The following is a 25,186-nucleotide window of genomic DNA, read 5'->3' on the forward strand; positions in this document are numbered from 1 at the left end:
GAGGCCGCGCAATGTGGCGGCGAGCTGCGTCGCGGACTCGGCCCGCGACGGGTCGAGAGAGACCCGCAGCAGGCTCGCGAGGTACTCGTTCTGCTGCCTCCGATCGCTCGGGTGGCGCTCCGCCGCCTGCATGAGCAGCCCGTTGGCCCCCGCGGGGGGGCGATGGTTGTCCCTCTCAACCCCCAAAAACCCACATCACAACCCCCCCCACGGGGGAACCAACCACGGCGGGGGTATTGGCCGTGCTCGATCCCCACCAGCCCGCCATCACTCCCGCACGCAATCCCTGTAGGAGCCCGCTCGCGGGCGACGCCTTTCGCTCTAGATCCACACAAAGCCCAAGAGCATCGCCCGCAAGCGGGCTCCTACAACGGCGGGGGATTTGGCCGTGCTCGATCCCCACCAGCGCGCCATCACTCCCGCACGCAATCCCTGTAGGAGCCCGCTCGCGGGCGATGCCTTTCGCTCTGGATCCGCATCAAAGCCCAAGGGCATCGCCCGCAAGCGGGCTCCTACAACGGGCAAGGAGAGACCGCCGGCGTGGTGGATCAGAACCCCAGCTTCGCGCCAGCGCCGAGCAGGGTGGCGATACCCAGGGCGGCGAAGATGGCGGCGGCGATCGAGTGCACCAGCTTCATCGGGATCTTCGCGGCGAGGCGGTCGCCCACAAACACCGCCGGCACGTCGGCGATCAGCATGCCGATCGTGGTGCCGGCCACCACCATCACCGGGTTGGGGTAGTGCGCGGCCATCGCTACCGTGGCGATCTGCGTCTTGTCGCCCATCTCGGCCAGGAAGAACGTCACCAGCGTGGCGGTGAATACGCCCACGCGCTTGGCCACCTGGGTTTCCTCTTCCTCGATCTTGTCCGGGATCATCGTCCACACGGCCATGCCGATGAACGAAAGGCCCAGCACCCAGCGCAGGATCTCGGGGCTTGTCACCGAGGTGATCCACGCGCCCAGCGCGCCGGCCAGGCCGTGGTTCACCAGCGTGGCGCAGAAGATGCCGGCGATGATCGGCCACGGCTTCTTGAATCGCGCGGCGAGGATGAAGGCGAGCAGCTGGGTCTTGTCGCCGATTTCCGCGAGGGCGACGACGCCGGCGGAGACGAGGAGTGCTTCCATGGATGTGTCCCGGGCCGGTCGAAAGACGGTTGACCACACGTCTCCCCGGCCCATGCGGAGGCGTGTGGTCAAAGGTCTTGCCAGGCCGGTGGGCTGCTTGCGCCATGGCCGGTGGGCCAAGTGTGTTGACGCGAGCCTCTTCGAGCGAAGAGCGGCTACTCCCCAATGACCGGCGCATGATACCGGAGCTGACGCATGGCCGCGAGCCCGGTCGCCGTCGCGTATGCTGCGCGTCCCCCATCATGGATGACCGCACGCCATGGACCTTGCCCTGTTCGATTTCGACGGCACCATCACCACCGGCGACACCTACACGCCGTTCCTGGGCTACATCAGCCCGGCCGCGTTCCGGCGTCGGGCATGGCGGCGGCTGCTGTGGCCATGGCTGGGCTACAAGCTCGGGCTCGTCTCGGGAACCGCGGTGCGGCGTCAGGTCACCGCGCACGTGCTGCGCGGTCGCGAGGTATCGGCGATCCGCGCGCTGGGCCTGCGCTATGCGCGTGAGCGCCTGCCGCATGTGCTGCGGCCTGAAGCGATGGCGCGCCTCGCCTGGCACCGTGAGCGCGGCGACCGCATCGTGGTGGTGTCGGCATCGCTCGATGCGTACCTGGCGCCGTGGTGCCGTGCGCACGGTCTGGAGCTGATCTGCAGCGAGCTGGAATCGCGCGAGGGCGTGCTCACCGGCCGCTATCGCGGCGGCGACTGCGCCGGGGCGGCCAAGGCGGCGCGTGTACGCGAGCATCTGCGGCTGGAGGACTACGCCTGCGTGCACGCCTACGGCGATACGGTGGAAGACCGCGAACTGCTCGCCCTGGCGCACCGCCCGGTGTATCGCTGGCAGGCGGCGGCCTGAGCCGCCGCCTGCCGCATCGCGCTTACTCGCCCTGCGCCACCGAGTAGCCGCGCTCGCCGTCGAAGCGATACAGGTTCTCGCTCTTGATCGGCGGCAGGCCGGCGTCCACCAGCTTCTGCATCAGCGCCAGGATCGCGCGCGGCGACACCTCGCCCTGTTCGCCGACGAAGCGGCAGCGCCAGTGGTCGCTGCAGAACGTGTCCGGATGGCCGTGCGGCCACACCTTCACGCCGCGGTTGGTGATCACCGCCAGGCGCAGGCCGTCCGGGCAGGCGGCGCGTAGCTGCGCAGCCAGCGCCTCGGGATCGCGCTGCGCGGGATGCCAGTCGAGGAAGATGTCCACGCCATCGCAGGTCTTGGCCGGCTCGGGGGCTGCGGCCGGCGCCTCGATCCGTTCCACCGGCGCACTCGCCGCCTCGTCAAAAGCGCCGTAGCGCACCGGCTGCAGATGCCGCGGCTCGCGTCCCAGCCGCTCGGCCACCGCGTGGGCGAACTCGCGCGTGCCCACGCGGCGTTTGCTGGTCGACTCGTTGAACACGTCGGGCGTGTGGATGCCATCTTCCAGCGTGCACAGCCAGGCGTTGTGGATGCGCTCGGCGGCCGCACGCTCACCCAGGTGCAGCAGCATCATCACCGCCGCCAGCAGCATGCCCGAGGGGTTGGCGATGTTCTTGCCGGCGATATCCGGCGCCGAGCCGTGCACCGCCTCGAACATCGCCCCGTGCAGGCCCACGTTGGAAGACGCCGCCATGCCGATCGAGCCGGCCATTTCCGCGGCGATGTCCGAGAGGATGTCGCCGTGGAGGTTGAGCGTCACCACCACGTCGAAATCCTTCGGCCGGGTGGCCAGGCGCGCCGCGCCGATGTCGATGATGCGGTGGTCGGCGGCGATCTGCGGGTACTCGCGCGCCACCTCGTCGAACACCCGATGGAACAGGCCATCGGTCATCTTCATGATGTTGTCCTTGGTCAGGCAGGTGACCTTGCGCCGGCCGTGACGCACCGCGTACTCGAAGGCGTGGCGCACAATGCGCTCGCAGCCGGGGCGGGTGATCAGCTTCAGGCACTGCGCCACCTCGGCGGTCTGGCGGTGCTCGATGCCGCCGTAGGTGTCTTCCTCATTCTCGCGCACGATCACCACGTCCATGCCCGGATGCGCCGAGTACACATACGGGTGATAGGCCACGCAGGGGCGCACGTTGGCGTACAGGCCCAGAGTCTTGCGCAGCGTCACGTTCACGCTCTTGTAGCCGCCGCCCTGGGGCGTGGTCATCGGGCCCTTGAGCAGCACGCGGTGGCGGGCGAGCACGTCCCAGGCCTCGGCCGGCACGCCGGCGGAGTCGCCCGCGAGGTAGGCCTGCTCACCCATGCGCACGGGGGCGAAATCGATCGGGCAGTCGGCGGCGCGCAGCACGTGCAGCACGGCGTCGGTGATTTCCGGGCCGATGCCATCGCCATGCGCGACGGCGACGGTGTGGCGGGCTAAAGTGGCGGGGGCAGGGCTGGGGGCGAGTTGCGCGTTCACGGCGGCTCCTTATGTGACATGGAAAACACGAAACATATGTCAGGTATTAAACGTCAGGTTTCGGCGCCGGTCAAGCGCGCGCCCGTGAAAGCGAAAGCAAAGGCCGCCGCGCCGACGCGCACCACCGCCCCCAAGGCAGCGGTGGCCTCGCCAGGCTGGACGTTCTTCAGCAACCACGCGCACGTGCTGTTCTGCCTGTCGGGCGATCCCACCATGCTGCTGCGCGATGTGGCGGCGCGGGTCGGCGTGACCGAGCGCGCGGTGCTGCGCATCGTGGCCGAGCTGGAGGAGGCGGGCGTGCTGCAGCGCCAGCGCGAAGGCCGGCGCAATCGCTACATGGTGATCGCGAATGCGCCGCTGCGCCACGCGGTGGAAGCCCACTGCACGGTGGGCGAGTTGCTGGCGGTGATCAACCGCCGCTGAGGCACTCGCGGCCGCGCTTGCGCAAAGGCCGTGGCGAGCTTTGCATCGTGCAAAAGGGATGCTGCTCGAGTGCGGGGCACTCGCGCCCGCGCTCTATGGATTGGGCTCGTAAACAAGCACCCCGTTCGTCCTGACGGTGGGTGAGGTGCTCGCGATGATCAACCGCCGCTGAGGCGCCCGCGGCCGCGCGAACGCAGCGGCCATGGCGGGCTTTGCATCGCGCGATCGGGGTGCGGCTCGTGTGCGGTGCAGTCGCGCCCGCGCTCTATGGATCCGGGCGCATAAACGAACACCCCCGTTCATCCTGAGCGTAGCGAAGCGCGCGCGGGGAGTGGCCATGGATGGCAACGGCTTTGAAGAGCGAGGAAGTCGAAGGACCACGCGGTCGCAACCGTTTGCAGGCCTAACCCATAGCGTCCCGATCAGAGCCGCGGCGAATCTCCCTGATCGCCCAGCACCGCGATGAAATCGGAAAACCCCGCCAGCGCTCAGCGCGCGATGGCGCGCTTGAGCCGGTCGCGCACGGCGGCCCAGGCGGGCTCGTCCGGCGGCAGGTCGATGGCGATCCAGTCGTAGCCGTGCCCATCGAGCTCATGCAGCGCGGCGTACAGGCGTTGCGCATAGGCATCCGGCGAGTTCGGCATTACCTGCAGGTGCGCCACCGGCAGCGCACCGTAGTGCGCCGGTCGGTGGGTGAGCAAAGCGCCATCGCCGCTGGGCACGGCCATCGCCGGATGCGCGGTGAGCGTCATGGTGCGCGGGCTGTAGTGGCGAAAATGCATGCCCGGCGCGGCGTGCGTTTCGCCCTTCACCGGCGCGGCGCCCGGCACGCGCACCGGCATGCCGATCACCGCCTCGATCGCCTCGCGGCTCACCCCGCCGGGGCGCAGCAGCACCGGGCCGTCGTCGTACAGCGCCAGCACGCTGGATTCGATGCCCACCGTGCACGGCCCGCCGTCCAGGATCACATCCACGTCGCTGCCCAGCCCCGCGCGCACGTGCTCGGCGGTGGTGGGCGAGATCTGCGTGAAACGGTTGGCGCTGGGTGCGGCCACCGGCACGCCGGCGGCGGCGATCAGCGCCAGCGCCACCGGGTGGCTGGGCATGCGCACGCCCACGTGGCTGCCGCCGCCGGTGATGATGTCCGGCACGATCTCGCGCCGCGGCAGCACCAGTGTCAGCGGGCCGGGCCAGAATGCCTCGGCCAGTTTCTGCGCCGCGTCCGGCCACTGCGTCACCAGCTCGCGCGCCGCCTCGATGCGCTCCACGTGGATGATCAGCGGGCTGGTGCGCGGCCGGCGCTTCACCTCGAAGATGCGCGCCACCGCCGCCGGGTCCAGCGCGTTCGCGCCCAGGCCGTAGACGGTTTCGGTAGGGAACGCCACCAGCTTGCCGGCGCGCAGCGCCTTGGCCGCGCGCGACAGCTGCAACTTGCCGGGCATCGTCGCCTCGGTTTTCTCGGCAGGCGAGCGCAGCAGCCTCATGCCGGCACGTTCTCGCGCAGGTCGCGCAGCCAGGCCTCGGCCGAGGCGTCGCTGGGCATGCGCCAGTCGCCGCGCGGCGACAGCGAGCCGCCGCCGCCCACCTTGGGTGCGTTCGGCACCGCGCTGCGCTTGAACTGCGCAGCGAAGAAGCGGGTGATGAACAGCTCCATCCAGTGCTTGATCTCGGCCAGCGTGTACGCGCGACGCTGCGCCTCCTGCACCAGCGAAGGCCACTCGCCCTGCGCCGCATCGCCCCAGGCCTGGTGGGCGAGGTAGGCAATCTTGCTGGGGCGGAAGCCGAAGCGGGTGAGGTGGTACAGCGTGAAATCCTGCAGCGGGTACGGGCCCACGTGCGCCTCGGTGTCCTGCATCGCGCCGCTGGCGTCGGCGGGCACCAGCTCGGGCGAGATGGTGGTGCCGGCGATCGCCTCCAGCACCGTGCGGGTCTCCGCGTCGTGGCGGCCGCCCTGGGCCAGCCACAGGATCAGGTACTGGATCAGCGTCTTGGGCACCGACGCATTCACGTTGTAGTGCGACATGTGATCGCCCACGCCATACGTGCACCAGCCCAGCGCCAGCTCGCTCAAGTCACCGGTGCCGAGCACGAACGCGCGGTGCTGGTTGGCCAGGCGGAACAGGTGCGAGGTGCGCTCGCCGGCCTGCACGTTCTCGAACGTGATGTCGTAGACCTTCTCGCCTCGGGCGTACGGGTGGCCCAGGTCCGCCAGCATCTGCTGGCACGAGGGCCGGATGTCGATCTCTTCGCCGGTGACGCCCAGCGCGCGCATCAGCGCATGCGCCTGGTCGCGCGTCTGCGTGCTGGTGGCGAAGCCGGGCAGGGTGTAGCCGAGGATGTTGGCGCGCGGCAGGCCGAGCCGGTCGAACGCCTCCACCGCCACCAGCAGGGCCAGGGTGGAATCCAGCCCGCCCGACACGCCGATCACCAACCGCTGCGAACCGGTGGCGCGCATGCGCTGGATCAAGCCGTGCGCCTGGATGTTGATCGCCTCGTAGCAGCGCTGGTCCAGCGTGGCCGGGTTCGAGGGCACGTACGGGTAGCGCGGCACGCGGCGGCGCAGCCGGTGGTCCTTGAGCGTGGGCGCGCGGAACGCGAACGGCACCCGGCGCATGGCGCGCAGTTGCGGATGGAGATCGCGCACCTGGTCGTTGTAGCTGGTCATGCGCATGCGTTCCTGCACCAGCCGCTCCAGATCCACGTCGGCCAGCAGCAGGTGGTCCTCGGCCTGGAAGCGCTCCGATTCGGCCAACACCGCGCCGTTCTCCGCGATCATCGCCTGGCCGTCCCAGGCCAGATCCGTGGTGGATTCGCCCAGGCCCGCCGAGGTGTAGACGTGCGCGGCCAGGCAGCGCGCCGAGTGGCTCTCGCACAGCAGCCGGCGGTAATCGGCCTTGCCCACGGTGACGTTGCTCGCCGACAGGTTCACCAGCACGGTGGCGCCGGCCAGCGCGGCGTAGGTGCTCGGCGGCACCGGCACCCACATGTCCTCGCAGATCTCCGCGTGCACGCGCAGGTGCGGATGCGAGGCCGCGGTAAAGATCAGGTCGCTGCCAAACGGCACCTCGCGCCCCAGCACCACGGCCGTGTTCGCCACCGCATGGTCGCCCGCCGTGTACTGGCGCGCCTCGTAGAACTCGCGGTAGTTCGGCAGGTAGCGCTTGGGCACCACGCCCAGCAGCTCGCCGCCCTGCAGCGCGGCGGCCACGTTGAACAGCTGGCCCTCCACGCGCAGCGGCAGGCCCACAAACACCAGCGGCAGCAGTTGCGTGGTGGCCTCGCGCACCGCGTCCAGCGCGGCCAGGCTGGCGTCGAGCAGGGCATCCTGCTGGGCCAGGTCGTCCAGGCTGTAGCCGGACAGGCCCAGCTCCGGAAACACCACCACCGCCGCGCCTTCCGCCGCCGCCTCGCGCAGCTGCGCAATGGTGCGCTCGGCGTTGAACGCCGGGTCGGCCAACCGTATCGACGGCACGGCGGCCGCCAGCCGCACGAAACCGTGGCGATAGGGCGAGTGGAAATCGGACGGCATGCGGAGGCTCCGGGTGCAGCAAACATGCCGATGCTACGTGGTTTCACCCGCGCCGCGAACCGTACGGCGCGGGTGCCCACCTCACTCCGGCAACTTGAACGCCACCAGCGCGTCACTGCGCCCGGTATCCAGCTTGCCGTGCCCACCGGCTGCAGTGCCGGTTGCCCATGGCGTAGGTCATCAGCGTGGCCGCCCGATGGACCGCCACAGTGCCTTGCCAGTGGCGCCGTCCAGCACCGGTCAATAGCCGTTGGCGGCCGCTGCTTTGAACGAGGCTCCTCTTCTTTGAGCAGCGCCGGAGCGAGGGAAATCCCAATCAAAGGAAGACTGCACGTGAAGGAGCGCATTTCCGAAGAACAGCGTCTGGTTGTCCTCCGGGTTCCCCTGATCTCTGTCCGCCTAAGCCGAGCAGTTATAGCGAATGCAGTATCGGGGTCGGAACGCTAGCGCCAGGCGTACAGCCGTCGACCAAGCGTCAAGAAGAAGTTCGCCAGCGGCTCCCAGTTGGCCTGGTATTGCGCCAGCCGAAGCCTTATCAGATAGCCGCAGTTTGAGAACGCGGATATCTCGTAGATGGGTAGGTAGGGCTGCTTGTCGCGGCCCTGTCGAAAAGTCCAATTAAAAAGCATTCTTCCGACCCTTCCGTTGCCATCTTGGTAGGGATGCAGGTTCATCAAGGCAGTCATCGCGACCATGCCCGCGAATGCAGGCTCTTTTTCCTTGTAGCTGTCCCAGCATTCAAAGATGGCATTCAGCCGCTCCGGGATGAGGTCTGCTGGGGGATAGACGACCCGGTTTCCCAGGCGGTCTCTACCGCTGGCCACTGCATGCCGACGAAATTCCGCACTGCCATCACCAACCGCATGCCTCATCGCTGAGAGAACGTCCAGGAAAACGCGTCGATCGCCGACGGCCTCGGGCGGGGGCAGATCCATACCGCTCAGCGCGCGTATTTCCGCCAGTGACCTGCCATCCTCAAAAACCTGAGTGGATGCTCCCGCCATGTATCGTGAAAGCTCATGGTTCAACTCTTCCCGAAGAAACGGGCCGGGGTCGTCGTGGGCAATGGGGCGGCCGATAAGCCAGCGAGAGAGCCGCTCCGGGACATGGGCAGGGGCACCCGCCATTAGGTCATCAAGCGTCCTGGCCAAGGCTCTGGCAGACAAGTCATCAGCTTTCCCGCTTGGGAGACGCGTCAGAGCAACCTGGAAGTCCGCCTGCGCCATGGTCCTCTGGGCTCAGGCGTTGACACTCTGCCCTGAGCGCTCGTTCTCGCTGTCTTCCTGGAATCGTGTGCGCCAGCTTCGGCTGATCCCATCGGTCTGACGCATGATCATGGGAACCTCCACGGCCCTTGAAGCGTCGGGGTTCATGCCCATCGACCTCAACACGCCGTCTATGACCTCGTCGCCAGAGCTCATCAAGCTCTCGTAACTGATCCGATAGGGCTTCACCCCGGTCAGCTTGAACACCGACTCCCAAGCTCGTTTTTGCTGTTCGATGGAGCTCAGACAGATCTTGATGTGCTCGTAGTCATATTCGACGGTCGAGCTTTGCCCGGAGCCAGCGAACCAGACTCTTGAGCGCTGGGCGCGCGAGTAGGACATGGCCTGACCGATGGCGTCTTCACGGGTCAGATAAATGACATAGTTGGGCGTGATGCTTGGCAGGAAGTCGGGGAATTTCCTGGCAACTTCTGTGTAATTCGACGTGAACATCTTGTACCCGAAGACACCGTTACCCGAAGTCCTGAGTCGTTGCACGTCATGCCAGTACGCGGAGACCTTGGCGGCTTCGATGTGTCCCTCTTCGTCAGGCCGGTAACCCAGCCTCTGGAACAAGTCACCCATGATCCGAAAGTTGAGATATTCCATAGGCGCGCCGAGCAGGCCGGTTTGCCATAAACGTATTGCGCAGAAGGTGCTGCCCGAGCGAGGTAGTGTCGCGAGCATGTAAGTGCCGATCGGATCTCTCCCAAAGCAGTTAAAGTCAAACTCCGCATCGTAGAGCCGACGGATAACATGACGCTTTACCGATTTGAGCGAATCCATGGTCATCTCTTGCGGTTTTGATTCTTTTAAAATGAAGAATTATTCATCGGGGCTGTTTGAAAGGCATGGGGTCGGGGCGGCAGTGAGTTTGGGCGAGTTGGCAAAATGTTTGCGGTACTCTTCTCTCGCCCATTCGTTGCCGTTGACGACTTGCGTCCTGGTCAGGAAGCGCGCCTCATTGTCGGCGTTCACTCGGGCAATATCCGCGAAGTCTCCAGTGGCCCCCAGTTGCAAAAGTCGATTAAAGCGGTAGGTCGTAAAATGCGAACCGAAGTTGGGTAGATTGATCATGATGCCCGCCCCTCCATCGGCCGGCGACCTGCTCATGAGCTCAATCACCCGCCAGTCTCCTCGCGACAGTCCTTTGCTGATGTAAGCCTGCGCGTTTTTGATATATGCATTTCTTTCTTTTGGGTCGAGCGGGCTCCATCCGCCGATGTAGCAAACTTCCGCATCAATATCGCCTGCTTTTGCAGCAGTCACCAATGCGGTGTGAAATTTTTTCTCCAGCACAATCGGGTCGGCGCTGCAGCTGGCCTGTTCTTTTTGTGCGTCGATAATCCGTTTGGACCGCATCGCCGCTTTTTCGCTGCTGCAGCGTTTGTCCTGTGCGGCATGGGGTCCGAGTGACTTGCATATTTGGTTGACGTTCGCCGTGGCTTCAATCTGCAGGCCCAGCTCAAAGCACCGTTTGGCGTCGTGGAACTGATCTCTTGCAGCCTGCGCGTCAACACCGACCGCGGGCGGCTTCTGGGTCGAAGTTGCGCACGCCTGCGTGCCCATACCTAGCAGGGTGGCACCGCCGAGCAACAGTGCGAGCTCTAGAATCCGTTTCGACATGGCTTGTTTCTCCTTCCTACCTGCATCTGGGAACTGTGAGGCGTTATCACATGCCCGCACACTTGGCGCCGTTGTCTTTTTCGTAAGCCGCCTGCGCGGCAGCTCCCGCGGCTTTCGCGGCTGTCTCGTTGTCGCCTCGTTGTTTATCCGACTCGCCGGGAACATCGTGGTTTTGATGGTACCACTCGTGAGATATCACGTTTACTGTGTAAGCGGTAGAGTTTCTGGGGTAGGCATACATATAGAGATCTGTTTTATACGGTGGACTGGACCAGTGGGTTGCTCCACCGATAATTCCCCAAGGAGTGCCGCCCTGAGGCACGGTGGTGGGCGGGTTGTCCGTGGGCTCTACCGCATTTTGAAGAACTAGGCCTGTTGTCTTGGAGAGCGACTGAAAGCCGTATTCTTGCGTGAAATTTGTTGTGTAGTTTGGATTCGGCCTTGTTGTGCCATAAACCTTGGCGCAATTTTCTAGGTGGGTTTGCAAGGCCGCGGTTGCGGGATACTGGTTTGGACCGCCGGAGTCTCCACCGCCGCCTCCGTTATCTGGCGGAGGAGAATCGGGGGGCGGGGAAGAAGGGGGAAAAGACCCGCCGGAGGAAGGGGGCGGACTTGCGGTGACGTGGCATCCGGCGTCGCTGCATCCACCGTGGCTCGTGCCCGGACGGGAATCCGTGAGGTAATTTGTCCCCATCACGATCTGCACTTCTTCTGGGCTGAGTGCACGCATCGGTTGATTTGGGGCGCAGGTGTTCAGATCCTGCTGGCTCAAGCACGATCGGCTGTCGTCATGGCTGGGCGTATAACCGCGGTCGTTGTCGCTGGAAGACGGGAGACTCGCAGTAGGATTGTCCATGCCGTGGCCCAGAGCTACGGCACTCAAGCCATAGACGGTCAGGCCAACGGCAGAGAGCGTACTGGTGAGATTAAGCGACCGGCGCCAGGAGTCCATAGTCGAAATTTCCTTTTCTCGGAGTAAAGCCTCGGCAATCCAGCTGGGGCCAGCAGTCCAGTTGCCGGTTGGGACTCACTCGATCCTGCCTGGATGAGTCGCTCGTTTGATACCACGCGTATCTTGCAATGTTCAACGAGCAAGAAATTGCGCCGTTACATTTGGGAGCCTTGAGTAACCGTCTTTCAGGTGGTGGTTGTAGAGCTCTTTTAGCCATGGCCCTTTCTGGAGAGCACCGGCCTCACTCCGGCAGCTTGTACGCCACCAGCGCATCGCTGCGTCCGGTATCCAGCTTGCCGTGCCCGCCGGCCGCGATCACCACGTATTGCCGGTTGCCCACCGCGTAGGTCATCGGCGTGGCCATGCCCGGCGCCGGCAGCTCCGCCCGCCACAGCTCTTTGCCCGTCGCCCGGTCCAGCGCACGCAGGTAGCCGTCGGTGGACGCACCGATGAACACCAGTCCGCTCGCCGTCATCAGCGGCCCGCCCATGCCCGGCATGCCCTTGATCGAGATCGGCCAAGGCGCCTTGTGTTTGCCGGTGCCCAGCGGGATCGACCAGCTCAGCTTGCCGGTGCCCAGGTTCAGCGCCACCACCCGGCCCCAGGGCGGGGCGATGCACGGCGCGCCCAGCGGCGACTGCAGCACGCGCCGGCGCATGCCGTACGGCGTGTGCTTCATGCGGGCGTACTCCCAGCCCTTGGCGCCGCCGGCCTTCACCTGCCGCAGCCACTCCTCGCGCGGCAGCAGCTGCACCTGCATCGGCAGGTCGTTGACGTTGGTCACCAGGGTCTGCGTGGCCGGGTCCCAGGCGCCGGAGCCCCAGTTCACGCCGCCGGCGTAGCTGGGCATCTCGATGGTTCCCTGCAGGCTGGGCGGGGTGAAGATGCCCTCGCTCTTCAGCGAGCCGATCAGCTCGCGGCAGCGGTTGCGGTCCCAGAAGGTAAGGCCGTGCGCGTCGTCCGGCGTCACCGGCCCGTTGCGCACCAGCGAGGGCAGGGCCGAGAACGGCTGCGTCGGCGACAGCTTCTCGCCCGGCACACCGTCCTGCGGCACCGGCTTCTCGGTGATGTCGAACAGTGGCGTGCCGTCGTCGCGGCGAAACACGAACACCTGGCCGGTCTTGGTCAGCTGGATCACCGCCGGGATGCTCTGCCCGTCGCGCTTGATATCAACCAGCATCGGCTGCGCGGCCAGGTCGTAATCCCACACGTCGTGGTGGATCAGCTGGCGCGCCCACACCAGCTTGCCGGTGGCCGTATCCAGCGCCACCAGCGAGTTGGCCCAGCGGTTGTCGCCGGGGCGCTCGCCGCCGTACGGGTCCGGGCTGGCCGAGCCGGTGGGGATGAACACCAGGTGCCGCGCCGCATCCACCGAAAACACGCCCCAGGCATTGGCCGCGCCGTCCCACGTGGGGTAGGGCTTGGCCTCCGGGTCGCCGGCCTCGGCGGTGCGCTCCACCGGGTCCCAGTGCCAGCGCAGCGCGCCGGTGCGGGCATCGAACGCGCGCACCACGCCCAGCGCATTGGCGGCCGACCAGTTGTCGCCGATGGATGAGCCCAGGATCAGCGTGCCGCCGTCCACCGCCGGCGGCGAGGTGAACTCGTAGTCGCCCTTGGAAGAGTCGCGCAGCAGGTGCGCGGAGAGCTGCAACTGGCCGTGCTCGCCGAAGCCCTCGCAGGGCTTGCCGGTAGCCGCATCCAGCGCGATCAGTCGCGCATCGACGGTGCCGAAGAACACCCGCGTGGCGCAGGTGGTGCCAGCCGCCGCGGTCGGGTCGCGCCACCAGGTGACGCCGCGCGAGGCCAGCTCGGAGCGGTCCTCGCTGCCGTCGACGTGCGCGTCGTACTTCCATCGCTGGGCGCCGGTGGCCGCATCCAGCGCAAACACGTCACCGGTGGCGGTGCTGAAGTACAGCGTGCCGTCGACGAACAGCGGCGTCGCCTCGAACGTGAGCTTCCCCTCGGTTTCCCAGCCCTTGGCCAGCGCCCCGGTGTGGAAGGTCCACGCCGGGGTGAGCGCCGCCACGTTGGCCGGAGTGATCTGCGTGAGCGGCGCAAACCGGCTGCCGCCCGCATCGCCGCCCCAGGCATTCCACTGGAACGCATGCGCTGCGGCATCCAGTGGCGGTACGTCGACCGGGGCGGGGCGGGAACAACCGCCGAGCAGGGCGGTGATGGCGGCGGCGAGGATGAAGGTGGAACCACGCATGGATGACGCTCCCTGTGACAGTGGGCGCAGGGTCGCGGGCGGGGTGGGGTGGGGCAAGCGGTTTGGGGTGAGTGGGATGGGGGATGGTGTGGACGGGACCGGATATCAGGAAAGACCACGCGCGGCTTTCGCACTTTTTCAGTTTGGCGACCCGTGGAATCTTCCAAAAGTAGGTCGTTAGTCGGCCCAATGGAGAGCACGAAAAACCATGCGAACCGATGGCATCAGCAGATCGTCGTGTATGGTTGGACTAGGGAAGTTCCTCGCGACGAGCGAGGCTGAATTTTCGAACCGCAATCTTTGCGAAAGTGCCCTAACGCACTGCGGTTTCAATCCTATTTTGAGGCTAGCGACGGGCTGCCTGCATTGCGCCGAGCATTTGGATGGCATATAAGTGCGCTCAGACGAATCGAGTTGCCTTAGCGGCACACAATAGAAGCATACAGGGGCCTGAAAATGATCAACCCTCACTTGAAGTGGCACAATGGTCAGCGCTTGAGCACTTATCCTTACTCTCCCGATCTGGAAAAGATCCCCAAGACGCCAGGCGTGTATATTTTTTACCGCGTACACGGTAATAGTTTCGAGGTCTTCTATATTGGGAAAGCCCTGAATCTACGGAGTCGCTTAAAGGGTCAGCTCAACAATCTAAAGCTAATGAATAGCATAAAATCTGCCTCGAACGGAGCGCGCATGCTTAGCTATGCAGAGCTGGTGCTGAAGCCTGGCCAGAAGGCGTCCACCGCGATCGTGGCCGCGGAAAAGCTTCTGATTCGCCATTTCGTCGAAGAGGGGCACGAGCTCTTCAATATTCAGGGCGTTAAACTTCGAGTGCAGACGCTTACAAACGAACGCCCCCCGGAGTTGAAGAAGTTGATCCCTAGGCAGACCCAGGTCGAAGCTTAGCAATTTATGATGGGTATTTTTGGTAAAAAATTTATATGAGGCGTATATGGCTCATAGCAAGCTTATTTATAGCCGCCGAGCGATCGACGGTGCGGGAGAGCTTCTGGCAAAGGTTTACGAAGAGGGGCCTGAGGTGGAGGACGCGATCGCCAAACTTAATAATTGGCGCTCGTTTCACAGTTTTCCACTCAATACCGTAACAGTTGATCTAAAGCAAAAGGCCAATCGGATCGACCAAAATTCACACGTCGTTCGAAGACTGAAGCGTTCGCGCTCGATAATCTCCAAGCTTTGGAAGGAGTCGAGCATGAGACTGACGCAAATGCAGGATATTGGTGGGTGCCGGGCTGTGCTTAACTCGATCGATGCGGTCTATGACGTAAAGAACCAGTACTTGCAAAGCAAAAGTCAGCATGAACTTGTGCGTGTAGATGACTATATCAGGAGTCCCAAGATATCTGGTTATCGTAGTCTGCACCTAATATATCGATTTAAGAGTAAAGGATATCCCGAGTACGATCGACTACTGTTGGAAATTCAGCTTCGAACGTCGATTCAGCATGCGTGGGCCACGGCGGTCGAGACCGTTGGCGCCATGAGTGGGCAGGCGCTTAAATCGAGCGAGGGAGAGGCGGAATGGCTGGAATATTTCCAGTTTGCGTCCTTGGCCCTTGAGCACAACGAGAAGCCTGTCTTTTCTACGATCACGCCTCATTCGCGAGGTGTGATCGCAAGGCGGCTCGCATCCCTCGATAAGCGGTTGCAGGTTGAAAAAAAGCTGACGGCGTATAGGCACGCCTTAAAGGCTACGGAGCGCGTGGATCGGAAGGAGGCCGCTTATTTCCTTTTAGTATTGCTGCCGGAGCAGCCGCAGCTGCAGATTTTTTCCTTTACGCGGCAGCAAAGTGACTTGGCTCTAAAAGAGTACGAGAGATTCGAGAGACTTATCCCACTTTATGGCGGCAGGGACCAGTTGCCTCTATTCCCAGAATTGGAGAACTACACGGGGGCTCAGGCTGTTCTTGTTGGCGCCGAATCGTTCAAGTCGATTCGTGACTCATACCCGAATTACTATCTTGATACAGAGGCATTTGTGCATCAAGTTGATCAATTTGTGCGCCGCTACAGGCGTGCTCCGTGACCAAAGCTGAAGTCGGAGTCGACTTTTTGTTCGCTTCTGGCAATCAGCAATTGACTCATTTCTAATAGCTTCGCGCCCTTCAGGCAACGCCTTGCGCTGATGAAACAAAGGGGTAAAAGTTGCTGTCAGTGTCTGAGTTAAAGTGGGCGTGGCTAATTAAATTGGCTTGCCGTGCTTTCGCTCACCTTGACTACTCTTCCCCGTGGTAGCAGACTCAGTCGCAAGGAGCCTCGAAACTCCTCTAACAGCGGTACCCACCTCCGTCAAACCGGTGGGTTTTTTGTGTCCGTGTGGTTGCGGGCACAGTCCGACGTGATGCCTGCGTCGGGAGGGCGGCTAATACAAGACCCGCAAGGGGAATACGCCCGCCGGCTGTTAGCGGTTTCGAGCCTCCCGACTTCCCGTCGCCATCCTGGCGCGCGGGTACTTCATGGAACGAGGAGGCAAGCATGTCGACCATCGATTCGGAAGATCGGAATGTCACCGGCTATTTCCTGCCGGAGGACACCCAGCTACGGCTGAAGCAACTACGCGAGTACGTGGGATTCCTCACCAACCTGGCCCGACCTCGTCGGCCGGACGAAGACAGCGAGTGCTACAACGAGATTCGCCCGGGCGAGGTGGCGATCTGCTTTGAGCTGATCGAAGAGCAGATAGGGCTGGTGCTGGACGAACTCTCCTACCCGGCGGAACGCGGCGAACCGGCGGAGGCACCCAAGGCGGCCGGGGATACGGAGACAGAAGCAGAGCCCGTGGACACGGATGCCGAGGAGCCGTACGTCGCCGAGCCGGCGACAAACGAGGCGTCCATCCGCTACGTCGCTGGCGTCACCCTCAGCCAGATCGACGAGATGCACCTGCTGCTCGGCAGCCTCCACGCCTATGGCAATGTGGTGGTCTGCACCGATCACGCAGAGCTTTCGGAAGCCACGCTTACGGTGATGGGCGACGCCATCTACCGCGACGTGGACGCGCTGCGAGACATCCTCCGCGAGATCGACGGCCCACAGCGGCTGGAGCCGCCGCTCGTGGTGCGACCCGGCGTACGCGAGGAGGAAGCCACCTACCTCGCACTGCCCACGCAAATGCCCATGAGCAACACCTCGCACGTGGTGCGCGAGCACCCGACGTACCAGTAGCCAGACGAGGGAAGGGCACGGAGAAAACGACACCAACCCTCTCCGTGCCCTTTCTTGCAGAACCCGGTTCACGCCCCCACGCACCCAGATCGAACAGCGTCGGCAGCGACGCCGTCCACGCTTGCCCGCGCGCCGCCGCCGTGGAACGATGCGCCACGCACCTCACCGAAATGAACGCGGGATTAGATTGCAGAACTAGGCCGCAGCAGCAAGGGTACGTGCTTGGTTTGATTGAATAGTCGCCGCGAGGGGACGCGGCGCCACAGGGATTAGGCCGCAGGATTAGACTGCGTTTTGCAACCTACTAAGCGTTAGGCCATATGGACTCACTCGACAGCTTGCCAGCCGCACAGTCCCAGGTTTCAGCAGCTGAGGCTTATCGGGCTATGCTGCTTGTCCTTGAGTATTACTTCCAGGTCGACTCGGAGCGGGCAGTAGGAAGCATCTTGGGGGACCTGACCACAAGCACTTGGCAAGAAGGGGTTCCGACCGACCCCGCAGCTTGGGATCTCTGGCTAGACTCAATCAGGGCGGTATCGCCTAACAGTTCATCCAAGCGGACACGCTAACGCGTGCCGCTTAATTCCGGCATTAGGTGTTAAAAGCGATGGTCCGTATGCATGTCTTGGTAAAGATCGGCGCATTCATGCTTGTCATCATCGGTACAGGCATCGGAGTCATCTTCGGCGTAGCTGTATTCAAGGATCACCAGGCAAAAAAGGTCATGATCTGCGGTGTAAGTCGCGAGTGGAACTGTCCCGCCCAGGCAATTGCTGCCAAATCGTTAGGCGCTGCCACATATAGGTTTAGTGGCTGCGGTCGAAGCACCACCTACTACTGCAAAATGCCAGCAGAAGGTTGTCGGCTAGAGAGCGGCAAGAATTTTCTTAATACGTCAATGTGTCGGCCATGAGCCGGCCTGGCACCTAACAACTCATTCAAGGCGGGCGGCTGCGCTGCCGCTCACTTACAGCGTTAGATGACAGTGAGGCAATATGTCATTGCTCGTCCGAAAGCTCGCCCCATCTGAACTTGATTGGGCGAATTCAAAATACAAAGAAATTGATTTCCTTCCTTCCCCTGATTCCGATTTTGTTGCAGTTGCTGAAATTCACGGAATAGCAGCGGGCTTAGGAAGAGTTACCAAGGTGGCGCCCGGTGTTGGTGAGCTAGGCGGTATGTACGTTTTTCCGGAGCATAGAGGTACAGGGATATCCAAATCGCTGATTCAGTTCCTTATCGCTGAGTCCGCTCTTGAAATCCTGTATTGCCTGCCATTCGAGCACCTGTACAGCCTGTATGAGTCAGCCGGCTTCAGAGTCTGCCAGCCCGGCACACTGGTTCCTCCCCGGGTTCTTGACAAACAAACATGGTGCAACGCCCACTATTCCAAGTCAGTATTGCTCATGTGCCGCGCAAGCGGTAGCAACGTCATCTAGCAAATCATTCAATTAAAGGGGCGCGGTTAATTGAATGCCGGCTTAAAGTGGCTTGGCTAATTGAGCTCGGTCGCCGCTAGGCGGGGAGGCCGTTATTTAGCTTGATTGGCCATGTTCTCTTTCATTCAGTGAGACCGATGGCCCACAGCGGCTGGAGCCGCCGCTCGCCGTGCGACCCGGCGTACGCGAGGAGGAAGCCACCTACCTCGCACTGCCCACGTATCTGCCCATGAGCAACACAGCGCACGTGGCGCGCGTGCACCCGACGTATCCGTAACTGGACCAGAGCATGGAGAAAGCGACACCCGCCGTCTCCGTGCCCTTTGTTGCCGCCTTGAGTCACACCCTTACGAAGCTCCGATTGAGAAGCGCCGGCGGCGGTGCCGTCCGCGCTTGCTGACGTGCAGTCGCCGTGGAACGATGCGTCCCATTAAGCAGGTACCGTGAGGGGATGCGGGGCCGAATGGATCAGGTCGCAGGATTCGATCGCGTTCTGCGACCTCCACAGCGTCGGGTTTCGAAGGTTCCTCGCATGACATCGAGTTCCACCTCCCAAGAAACGTCTGCTCCCGTCATCGTTGTTCCCTACGATGCGTCGTGGCCGAGCAAGTTCGAATCCGAGAAGCAGGCTCTTTCCCTCGCGCTGGCGCCGTGGCTGGCTGGCCCCATTGAGCATGTCGGTAGCACCGCGGTTCCCGGGCTCGCCGCGAAACCCGTTATCGACATCATGGTCGCCGTCGAAAGCCTGGATGCTTCACGCCCTGCCATCCCGGCCGCCGAAGCGTTGGGCTACCTATATTGGCCATACAAAGCCGATGTCATGCACTGGTTCTGCAAGCCCTCGGATGCCCACAGGACGCACCATCTCCACCTGGTTCCGTACGGCAGTGCGCTTTGGCGGGCAAGGCTGGGGTTCCGCGATGCGCTGCGAGCGAACGCACGTCTCGCACAGGAGTACGCCCAGCTCAAATTGGACATGGCCAACAAGTACCGCCATGACCGCGAGGCGTACACCCAGTCCAAAACCGGGTTCGTTCAGCAGGTGCTGGAATCTCTCGGTTCACCCGTCTAGTGAGTGGGACTGGACGCGACCCTGTCCTTGAAACATGTCGTCGAGGCGGGTGTAGCTGTGCTCCATGCCGTCGGTCATGCCGGTGGAGACTGCGTCTTCACGTGCTTGCTTTGAGGCGAACGTCAGGTTGCAGACCAGCGTCGTGATGCCGTGCTCCTCCGTGAGTTCAAGTGACACGATGCAGGGATCGCCCGTTGGCATGGCGAAGTCCATGTCGCCCGGGTCGAAGTATTGTTCGTGGACAAGCCTGGAGCCGTCATCGACTTCGGTGAACGTGCCCAGGAAGCCAAACGCGCTGCCGTCTTTGCGGTTTTTCCACTGCCACTTGTATGTGCCGCCGACGCGGACATCCATGTCGCACACGGGCATATCCCAGCCTTCATAGCCTTGCCATTTGCGCACGAGCTCGGGGCGGGTATGTGCATCCCACACCATCTGGCGAGGCGCATGGAATGTACGTGTGACGCGGACTTCGCGATCACTGGGAAATGTCACTTCTGCAGGCTTGGGCATGGGTTTCTCCTTGGTGATCCTTCGTGATGGCGCGAGACTCTGAGGACGCGCGGACAAACGGCGCGCTGACACGTCAGTGCTATTTGTTTGCCCGTTTGCGCCGGGACGGTTTGGCCTGGAGCTCCCCGAGCAACGCATCGAGGCGCTGGTAGTTCTGCTCGAAGATCTCGCGGTAACGCTCGATCCAGTCCACGGCCTCCTTCAATCCTTTCGTTTCCAATCTGCGTGGACGTCGCTGCGCATCGACGTCCATCGAGATGAGGCCGGCACGTTCAAGCACTTTCAGGTGCTTGGAGATGGCGGGTTGGCTCATCTCGAACGGCACGGCAAGTTCCGTCACGGTGGCCTCTCCTGTGGCCAGCCGGGCAAGGATCGCGCGGCGGGTAGGGTCGGCCAGGGCGGCGAAGGTCAGGTTTAGGCGTTCCGAACTTTGCATAACTATCCAGATACATAACCTGTAGGTAATGTAATCTTATGAGGAAGGCTGGTCAACACCCACTGGCCGGGGTCACCGACCGGGGTCAGGTTCGGGGAAAGGGGGCGTGGCAAAGGGGCCGGTTAAAGGGAGGGGCGGCTAATCAAGTTGGGTCGCGCTAGGTGGGGCGGGCCGTGTCTAGCTTGGTTGGACACGTCCTCTTTCATTCTGCGACAGCGACTGGAGCCGCCACTCGTCATGCGACCCGGCGTACGTGAGGAGGAAGCCACCTACCGGGCGTTACCCGCGCAAATGCCCATGAGCAACACCTCGCACGTGGTGCGCGAGCACCCGACGCACCAGTAACCGGACGAGGGAAGGGCACGGAGAAATCGACACCAACCCTCTCCGTGCCCTTTCTTGCAGCCCCCGGTTCACGCCTCACGCACTCAGATCGAACAGCGTCGGCAGCGACGCTGTCCACGCTTGCCCGCGCGCCGTCGCCGTGGAACGATACGCGCACGCAGCGGTTCGGAATGCGCGCAGAATTAGATTGCAGAACTAGGCCGCAGCAACGAGGGTAGGTGCTTGGTTTGATTGAATGCTCGCCGCGAGGGGATGCGGCGCCACAGGGATTAGGCCGCAGAATTAGACTGCGTTTTGCAACCTGCGAAGCGTTAGGCTTAGGGAGGGGGAAAATGAGCGAGTTCCAAGTTTTTGCGTTGTTCGGCCTTCTGACTGCAACTTGCATCACCACCTTCGGAATTGCCGCAGACTTCAAGCGCCGCCTTGCGGCAATCGAACGCCGCAACGAACGTCAAACGGAAATGCTCATTGCCTTGCTCCAAAAATCGGGCATCAATCCAGTCACCCTAGACTAGGCGGTGCGCCTAACATCTCGTTCGAGGCGGACGGCTTCGCCGCCACCTAACTCCAGCGCTAGAGGGCGGCGGTAATGATGTTCTTGGTGTTCTTTTATCTAGCCCTCGCCGTGTTCATGCTTCTTCCACTTCTTGGCGTCTGGTTCATGGTCAAGCGCATGCCCGATTCCAAGCGCTCGCTCATACTTGTCGCCGCCGCTACGATTCTGCTTACCCCTTCATGGGCGCCCGTAACCATCACTGTGGTCCTTGTTCCGTTTGGGCTCTTGTTTTTCGTTACGCTATTCACTTGGTCTTGGGGTGAGCTTGCGGGACTGGTGGGCCTGTTTGCGCTATGGCATGCGATAGCTTTTCCGGTCACAGCTTTGATCTCTTACTTTGTCATCCGCAAGCGGCCCTCCAACAACTCGTTCGAGGCGGACGGCTCCGCCGCTTAACTCCAGCGTTAGGCCGCTGTACACTTTTTCTGCACTTACCCAAGGGGAAATCGCATGGCTGGCTATACCTGTCCCAATCCTGCCTGTGGCCGTAGGACTCTGCACGCCACAACCGGTCACAAAAAAGTGTGTAGCGCGTGCGGCACCGAGGTCGTGCAGCCGCCCAACGCGGGTAAAGGTGGCAAAGGCGAGTATTGCGTGAACTGCAAGCGCTACACGATCTTCAATGGCAAATGCACGCTCTCCACGTGCGGAACAACGTATAAGTTCCCGAAAGCAAAGAAGGCAGCCAGGACGACGGCTAAGAAATAGACGTCGCGGCCTTAGCAATTTGTCAAATTAAATGGGACGTGGCTAATTAAACGCGGCCTTATCTGGCAGGGCGGTCGTCTGCTCAAGCACTGCCCCATCATTGGGCTTGGGAGACCGAAAGCCGAAGGCCCAATGCGGCGATGACCTGCACCACCTTGTTGAGTGCCAATGTGGGCTTGCCGCCCTCAAGTGCAATCAGAAAGCCCAGACTCACGCCGGCCAAACCCGCCAGGTCGGCTTAGGTCAGTTCGTGGCGTTTGCGCGCTGCCCGCACGGCGGCGGCCAGCGCAGTGATGTCGGCGTATTCCGCCTCCATGCCGGTCGGTCGATGTTTGGCGCCCACGACTCGCTCCATGACCACATACACGATCGTGAATATCGGGCGGCTCAGGCGTTGGAGCAAGGGAAATATGCATGATCGTGGATATTTTCTCGATACAGCGGTGTTGGCCACAAATATCCATGGACGTGCATACGGGGCAAGAGGTGACGTGGCTAATCATGCCAACCGTGAGCGAAGGGCAGCGTGGATTCCCGCGTTCGCGGGAATGACGTCTGGGAGGCTCGCGAGGTTGGGGCGTGCGGGAGTGATGTTGGTGAGCCCGCAGGAAAAAAGGCCGTGGCCAAAACGGGGGCAGAGTCGACTTTTTGATGCGTAATACTTATGGAAGTACCTGTTGCCAGGCTCTTCGGTGATCGACATGCTCAAACACGCCGCCACACTCTCGATCACCATCCTCCTGCTGATGGTTTCACTTTGTGCGGTCGTGGCGGCAGACCAGAAGCGCTATTTCCCGGAAGGGGCACTCGATCCTGCCTCCATCCGGTCCGATGGTTTCAAGAACGGCTGGTACTCAGGGCAGCTTGAGGCCATGTCCGAGCCTGCGCTGAAGCCGGTAGCGGGCATGCACACGTACCGATTCACCTGGCTCCGCACCTTTCACCATCCGGTGACGGTGAGAGTCGTCATGGACCACGCGCGCTGCACGCTTCACGCGACGGAACTCGATGGTGCGGGCGGTTACGCGCCCGGCAAGGTGTATCGGCAGAAGGTCGATGAGCTCCCACCCGAGACCTGCGCGAGGTTGGAGGCATTCATCCGCATCCAGGGCTTCTGGTACATCGCACTGCGTGACTCGGCTGTCGGCGCGGACGGCTCGGAATGGATCATCGAAGGTGTCACTGACCGCTATCGCGTGGTCACCCGCTGGACCCCCGAGTCCGGTCCGGTGCGCGCCATCGGCGAGCGGTTTCTTTCGCTGACCGGATGGACGTTCCCGCAGCGGGAAATGTACTGAACCCACCTGGCAACAAGAGCGCCACTAAAAAGGGGTGTGGCTGATTAAGACAACCCTGGGCGAAGAGCAAGATGGATTCCCGCCTTCGCGGGAATGACGGTGAGGGGGAGTCGGGTTATAGGCGCGAGCACGGACGCGCAGTTTCACCGCCCCCGCAGCCCCTCCGGCAACGCCTCCCGATACCGCCGGCTCACCATCACCGTCGTCCCATCCCGCAGCGTGAGATCCGCATCCCCATGCCCCCGCGGCGTCAGCGCCGCGATCTGGTCGGCGCGGACCAGGTAGCTGCGATGCACGCGCAGGAACTGTGCGGGGTGTAGCTGGCTGGCCAGTTGGGTGAGGGTGGCGCGCATGAGGTAGCTGCGTTGCGGGGTGTGCAGTTCCACGTAGTTGCCGCTGCCGACCAGGTGGGTCACCTCGTCCAGCGGCACCACCACGCGTTGGCCGCGTTCGGTGATGACCAGCGGTGCGGGGTTAAACGCGGGTGTGGGCATCGCGGCCTGCAGGCGGCGCAGGTCTTCTTCGGCGGGGAGCGGGTCGGCGTCGGCGAGGCGGGCGCGCAGACGGTCCAGCGTGGCGGCGAGGCGCGGGGCGTCGAAGGGCTTGAGCAGGTAGTCCACCGCGGCGACCTCGAACGCGCGCAGCGCGTGCTCGTGGTAGGCGGTGGCGAACACCAGCAGCGGCCACGGTGGCGGCAGCTGGTCGAGCAGGTCGAAGCCGGTGGACTCGCCCAGGGCGATGTCCAGGAACAGCGCGTCGGCGTTGGCGCCGGGCAGGGTGGCCAGGGCGGCGGGCAGGGTGTCGGCTTCCAGCACGACGTCGACGTCGGCGTGATCAGCCAGCAGGCGGCGCAGGCGGGCGCGGGCGGGGGCTTCGTCTTCCACGATGGCCAGGCGCAGGGTCATGCCTTCGGCTCCGCAGTCCACGGTTCCAGCGGCAGGGTGATGTCCACCGCGGTGCCGCCATGCGCGCCGGGGCCGATGTGCCAGCGGTGGCGATCCGGGTAGAGCAGGGCGAGGCGTTCGCGCACGTTGGCCAGGCCCACGCCCGGTTGCGCATCGGGGGCGAAGCCGACGCCGTCGTCTTCCACGCGGCAGTGCAGTTGCTCGCCGTCGTGGCGCAGGGTGACGGCGAGGTGGCCGCGGCCGTTGCGCAGGCCGTGGCGGAAGGCGTTTTCCACCAGCGGCTGCAGCAGCAGGCGCGGCAGGCGCATGGCGTCGAGCCCTTCGTCCACGCGTATGTCGACGTGCAGCAGGCCGGGTTGGCGCTCGGCCATCAGCGCGGTGTAGGCGCGCAGCCAATGCACTTCGTCGGACACGCGCACGAAGGCGGAGCCGTCGGCGGTCATCGCCGTGCGCAGCAGGTCGGACAGCGCCACGATCATGCGGTCGGCGGCGGGCACGTCTTCGTACATGCGGTTGGAGATGGCGTTGAGCGTGTTGAACACGAAATGCGGCTCGATCTGCGCGGCCAGGTGCGCGAGCTTTGCCTCGCTCAGTGCGCGGCGCAGTTCGAGTGCTTCCAGTTGGTGGCGGCGGCGCTCGCGGATGGTGCGGATCAACGCGCACGCGACAACGAGGCTGAGGTAGGTGATGAGGTCTTTCTGGAACTCGTAGACCAGCCCGATCCATACCTCGCCGAACTCGTACGACGAGCCCATCGCCGCGTACACCGCCTTGCGGATGGCCACGATGATGGCCACGTGCACCAGCGAGAACACCACCGCCGCCGGCAGGTGCACCAGCATGCGTCGCCACGCGCCGGGGCCGGTGATCCTGCAGCGCGATTCGAACCAGCCCACCGCCAGCGCCAGCGCACCGACCACCAGCGCGCTGCTCACTTCCCACGTGTAGTAGTGCCAGGCCACGGCGCCGGGGTTGTCGCGCTGGCTGATCCACACGTTGGTGCCCAGCCACAGGCCAATGAAGGTCCAGCCGGCGAAATAGAGCATCAGCCACAGCGGGCGGTTGAGCAGGGTCATGCGCACGGAACGCGGCTCGGGCGGTGCGTCGGGGCGGGCTGGGGAGAGGGTCGACATGGCGCCGCGGCTGGCTGGGAAGTCGGTATTGATAGCGTGGTGCAAGGGTGGGCGCCACCCCTGTTCATTTTCCAGCCAGCTACTGG

The 25,186-nt window shown here is 63.3% G+C and carries 24 protein-coding genes and 1 riboswitch; of the genes, 10 read left to right on the top strand and 14 right to left on the bottom strand.

Annotated features, from left to right (window positions below; all coding sequences use genetic code 11):
• Positions 1-548: 548 nt before the first annotated feature.
• A complete protein-coding gene (locus tag ACTHJF_RS03470; protein ID WP_440265861.1) occupies positions 549-1,127 on the bottom strand; it encodes a TMEM165/GDT1 family protein in 579 nt (192 codons plus the stop codon).
• Positions 1,128-1,136: 9 nt separating this feature from the next.
• Positions 1,137-1,306, bottom strand: a riboswitch (yybP-ykoY riboswitch).
• Positions 1,307-1,386: 80 nt separating this feature from the next.
• Here ACTHJF_RS03470 and ACTHJF_RS03475 point away from each other — a divergent pair.
• Positions 1,387-1,980, top strand: coding sequence for an HAD family hydrolase (locus ACTHJF_RS03475; RefSeq protein ID WP_440260883.1), 594 nt, complete (start codon positions 1,387-1,389; stop codon positions 1,978-1,980).
• 22 nt (positions 1,981-2,002) lie between these two features.
• On the opposite strand, the gene ACTHJF_RS03480 is transcribed toward ACTHJF_RS03475, so the two are convergent.
• Complete coding sequence (locus ACTHJF_RS03480; protein ID WP_440265862.1) at positions 2,003-3,505, bottom strand: NADP-dependent isocitrate dehydrogenase; 1,503 nt, start codon at positions 3,503-3,505, stop codon at positions 2,003-2,005.
• 84 nt (positions 3,506-3,589) lie between these two features.
• Between ACTHJF_RS03480 and ACTHJF_RS03485 the strand changes: the two genes are divergently transcribed.
• The gene (locus ACTHJF_RS03485; RefSeq protein ID WP_440260881.1) at positions 3,590-3,928 is read left to right on the top strand and encodes a helix-turn-helix transcriptional regulator; all 339 of its coding nucleotides are present in this window, start codon (positions 3,590-3,592) and stop codon (positions 3,926-3,928) included.
• Positions 3,929-4,416: 488 nt separating this feature from the next.
• On the opposite strand, the gene ACTHJF_RS03490 is transcribed toward ACTHJF_RS03485, so the two are convergent.
• From ACTHJF_RS03490 to ACTHJF_RS03520, 7 genes are all read right to left on the bottom strand, one after another.
• On the bottom strand, positions 4,417-5,412 hold the full coding sequence (locus ACTHJF_RS03490; protein WP_440265863.1) for an L-threonylcarbamoyladenylate synthase: 996 nt from the start codon (positions 5,410-5,412) through the stop codon (positions 4,417-4,419).
• Positions 5,409-7,457: an NAD(+) synthase gene (locus ACTHJF_RS03495; protein WP_440265864.1), complete on the bottom strand. Its 2,049-nt coding sequence runs from the start codon at positions 7,455-7,457 to the stop codon at positions 5,409-5,411. The genes ACTHJF_RS03490 and ACTHJF_RS03495 overlap by 4 nt, the downstream gene beginning before the upstream one ends.
• A gap of 443 nt (positions 7,458-7,900) precedes the next feature.
• Positions 7,901-8,683 carry a Fic family protein gene (locus tag ACTHJF_RS03500; RefSeq protein WP_440265865.1) on the bottom strand — a complete coding sequence of 261 codons (783 nt, stop codon included), beginning with the start codon at positions 8,681-8,683 and terminating at the stop codon, positions 7,901-7,903.
• Between the two features lie 12 nt (positions 8,684-8,695).
• Positions 8,696-9,508, bottom strand: coding sequence for a Stf0 family sulfotransferase (locus tag ACTHJF_RS03505; protein ID WP_440265866.1), 813 nt, complete (start codon positions 9,506-9,508; stop codon positions 8,696-8,698).
• 39 nt (positions 9,509-9,547) lie between these two features.
• A complete protein-coding gene (locus tag ACTHJF_RS03510; protein ID WP_440265867.1) occupies positions 9,548-10,348 on the bottom strand; it encodes a hypothetical protein in 801 nt (266 codons plus the stop codon).
• Between the two features lie 46 nt (positions 10,349-10,394).
• Complete coding sequence (locus ACTHJF_RS03515) at positions 10,395-11,300, bottom strand: hypothetical protein (protein ID WP_440265868.1); 906 nt, start codon at positions 11,298-11,300, stop codon at positions 10,395-10,397.
• Between the two features lie 241 nt (positions 11,301-11,541).
• The gene (locus ACTHJF_RS03520) at positions 11,542-13,509 is read right to left on the bottom strand and encodes a pyrroloquinoline quinone-dependent dehydrogenase (protein ID WP_440265869.1); all 1,968 of its coding nucleotides are present in this window, start codon (positions 13,507-13,509) and stop codon (positions 11,542-11,544) included.
• Between the two features lie 456 nt (positions 13,510-13,965).
• Here ACTHJF_RS03520 and ACTHJF_RS03525 point away from each other — a divergent pair, with 456 nt between their 5' ends.
• The 5 genes from ACTHJF_RS03525 (at position 13,966) to ACTHJF_RS03545 (ending at position 19,206) form a co-directional block, all read left to right on the top strand.
• Entirely contained in the window at positions 13,966-14,415 is a 450-nt protein-coding gene (locus ACTHJF_RS03525; protein WP_440265870.1) for a hypothetical protein, read from the top strand.
• 46 nt (positions 14,416-14,461) lie between these two features.
• Positions 14,462-15,556 (top strand): RelA/SpoT domain-containing protein, encoded by a 1,095-nt coding sequence (locus tag ACTHJF_RS03530; protein WP_440265871.1) that lies wholly within the window; start codon positions 14,462-14,464, stop codon positions 15,554-15,556.
• Between the two features lie 449 nt (positions 15,557-16,005).
• Positions 16,006-16,695 carry an XAC0095 family protein gene (locus tag ACTHJF_RS03535; RefSeq protein WP_440265872.1) on the top strand — a complete coding sequence of 230 codons (690 nt, stop codon included), beginning with the start codon at positions 16,006-16,008 and terminating at the stop codon, positions 16,693-16,695.
• 995 nt (positions 16,696-17,690) lie between these two features.
• The gene (locus ACTHJF_RS03540; RefSeq protein WP_440265873.1) at positions 17,691-18,134 is read left to right on the top strand and encodes a GNAT family N-acetyltransferase; all 444 of its coding nucleotides are present in this window, start codon (positions 17,691-17,693) and stop codon (positions 18,132-18,134) included.
• Positions 18,135-18,666: 532 nt separating this feature from the next.
• Positions 18,667-19,206, top strand: coding sequence for a GrpB family protein (locus ACTHJF_RS03545; protein WP_440265874.1), 540 nt, complete (start codon positions 18,667-18,669; stop codon positions 19,204-19,206).
• On the opposite strand, the gene ACTHJF_RS03550 is transcribed toward ACTHJF_RS03545, so the two are convergent.
• Both ACTHJF_RS03550 and ACTHJF_RS03555 read right to left on the bottom strand, forming a co-directional pair.
• Positions 19,195-19,719: an SRPBCC domain-containing protein gene (locus ACTHJF_RS03550; protein WP_440265875.1), complete on the bottom strand. Its 525-nt coding sequence runs from the start codon at positions 19,717-19,719 to the stop codon at positions 19,195-19,197. The genes ACTHJF_RS03545 and ACTHJF_RS03550 overlap by 12 nt on opposite strands.
• A gap of 79 nt (positions 19,720-19,798) precedes the next feature.
• Positions 19,799-20,155: an ArsR/SmtB family transcription factor gene (locus ACTHJF_RS03555; RefSeq protein WP_440265876.1), complete on the bottom strand. Its 357-nt coding sequence runs from the start codon at positions 20,153-20,155 to the stop codon at positions 19,799-19,801.
• Positions 20,156-20,832: 677 nt separating this feature from the next.
• On the opposite strand from ACTHJF_RS03555, the gene ACTHJF_RS03560 reads away from it, so the two are divergent.
• A complete protein-coding gene (locus tag ACTHJF_RS03560) occupies positions 20,833-21,015 on the top strand; it encodes a hypothetical protein (RefSeq protein ID WP_440265877.1) in 183 nt (60 codons plus the stop codon).
• A 74-nt stretch (positions 21,016-21,089) separates the two neighbouring features.
• Positions 21,090-21,452, top strand: coding sequence for a hypothetical protein (locus tag ACTHJF_RS03565; protein ID WP_440265878.1), 363 nt, complete (start codon positions 21,090-21,092; stop codon positions 21,450-21,452).
• Positions 21,453-22,002: 550 nt separating this feature from the next.
• Here ACTHJF_RS03565 and ACTHJF_RS03570 read toward each other — a convergent pair.
• Complete coding sequence (locus ACTHJF_RS03570; protein ID WP_440265879.1) at positions 22,003-22,167, bottom strand: hypothetical protein; 165 nt, start codon at positions 22,165-22,167, stop codon at positions 22,003-22,005.
• A 289-nt stretch (positions 22,168-22,456) separates the two neighbouring features.
• Here ACTHJF_RS03570 and ACTHJF_RS03575 point away from each other — a divergent pair, with 289 nt between their 5' ends.
• Positions 22,457-23,062 (top strand): hypothetical protein, encoded by a 606-nt coding sequence (locus ACTHJF_RS03575; protein WP_440265880.1) that lies wholly within the window; start codon positions 22,457-22,459, stop codon positions 23,060-23,062.
• Between the two features lie 143 nt (positions 23,063-23,205).
• On the opposite strand, the gene ACTHJF_RS03580 is transcribed toward ACTHJF_RS03575, so the two are convergent.
• Entirely contained in the window at positions 23,206-23,967 is a 762-nt protein-coding gene (locus ACTHJF_RS03580) for a LytR/AlgR family response regulator transcription factor (RefSeq protein WP_440265881.1), read from the bottom strand.
• The gene (locus ACTHJF_RS03585; protein ID WP_440265882.1) at positions 23,964-25,100 is read right to left on the bottom strand and encodes a sensor histidine kinase; all 1,137 of its coding nucleotides are present in this window, start codon (positions 25,098-25,100) and stop codon (positions 23,964-23,966) included. Before ACTHJF_RS03585 ends, ACTHJF_RS03580 begins: the two co-directional genes overlap by 4 nt.
• Positions 25,101-25,186: the final 86 nt, after the last annotated feature.

The organism is Dyella sp., from assembly GCF_051962475.1.
Lineage (GTDB): Bacteria > Pseudomonadota > Gammaproteobacteria > Xanthomonadales > Rhodanobacteraceae > Dyella_A.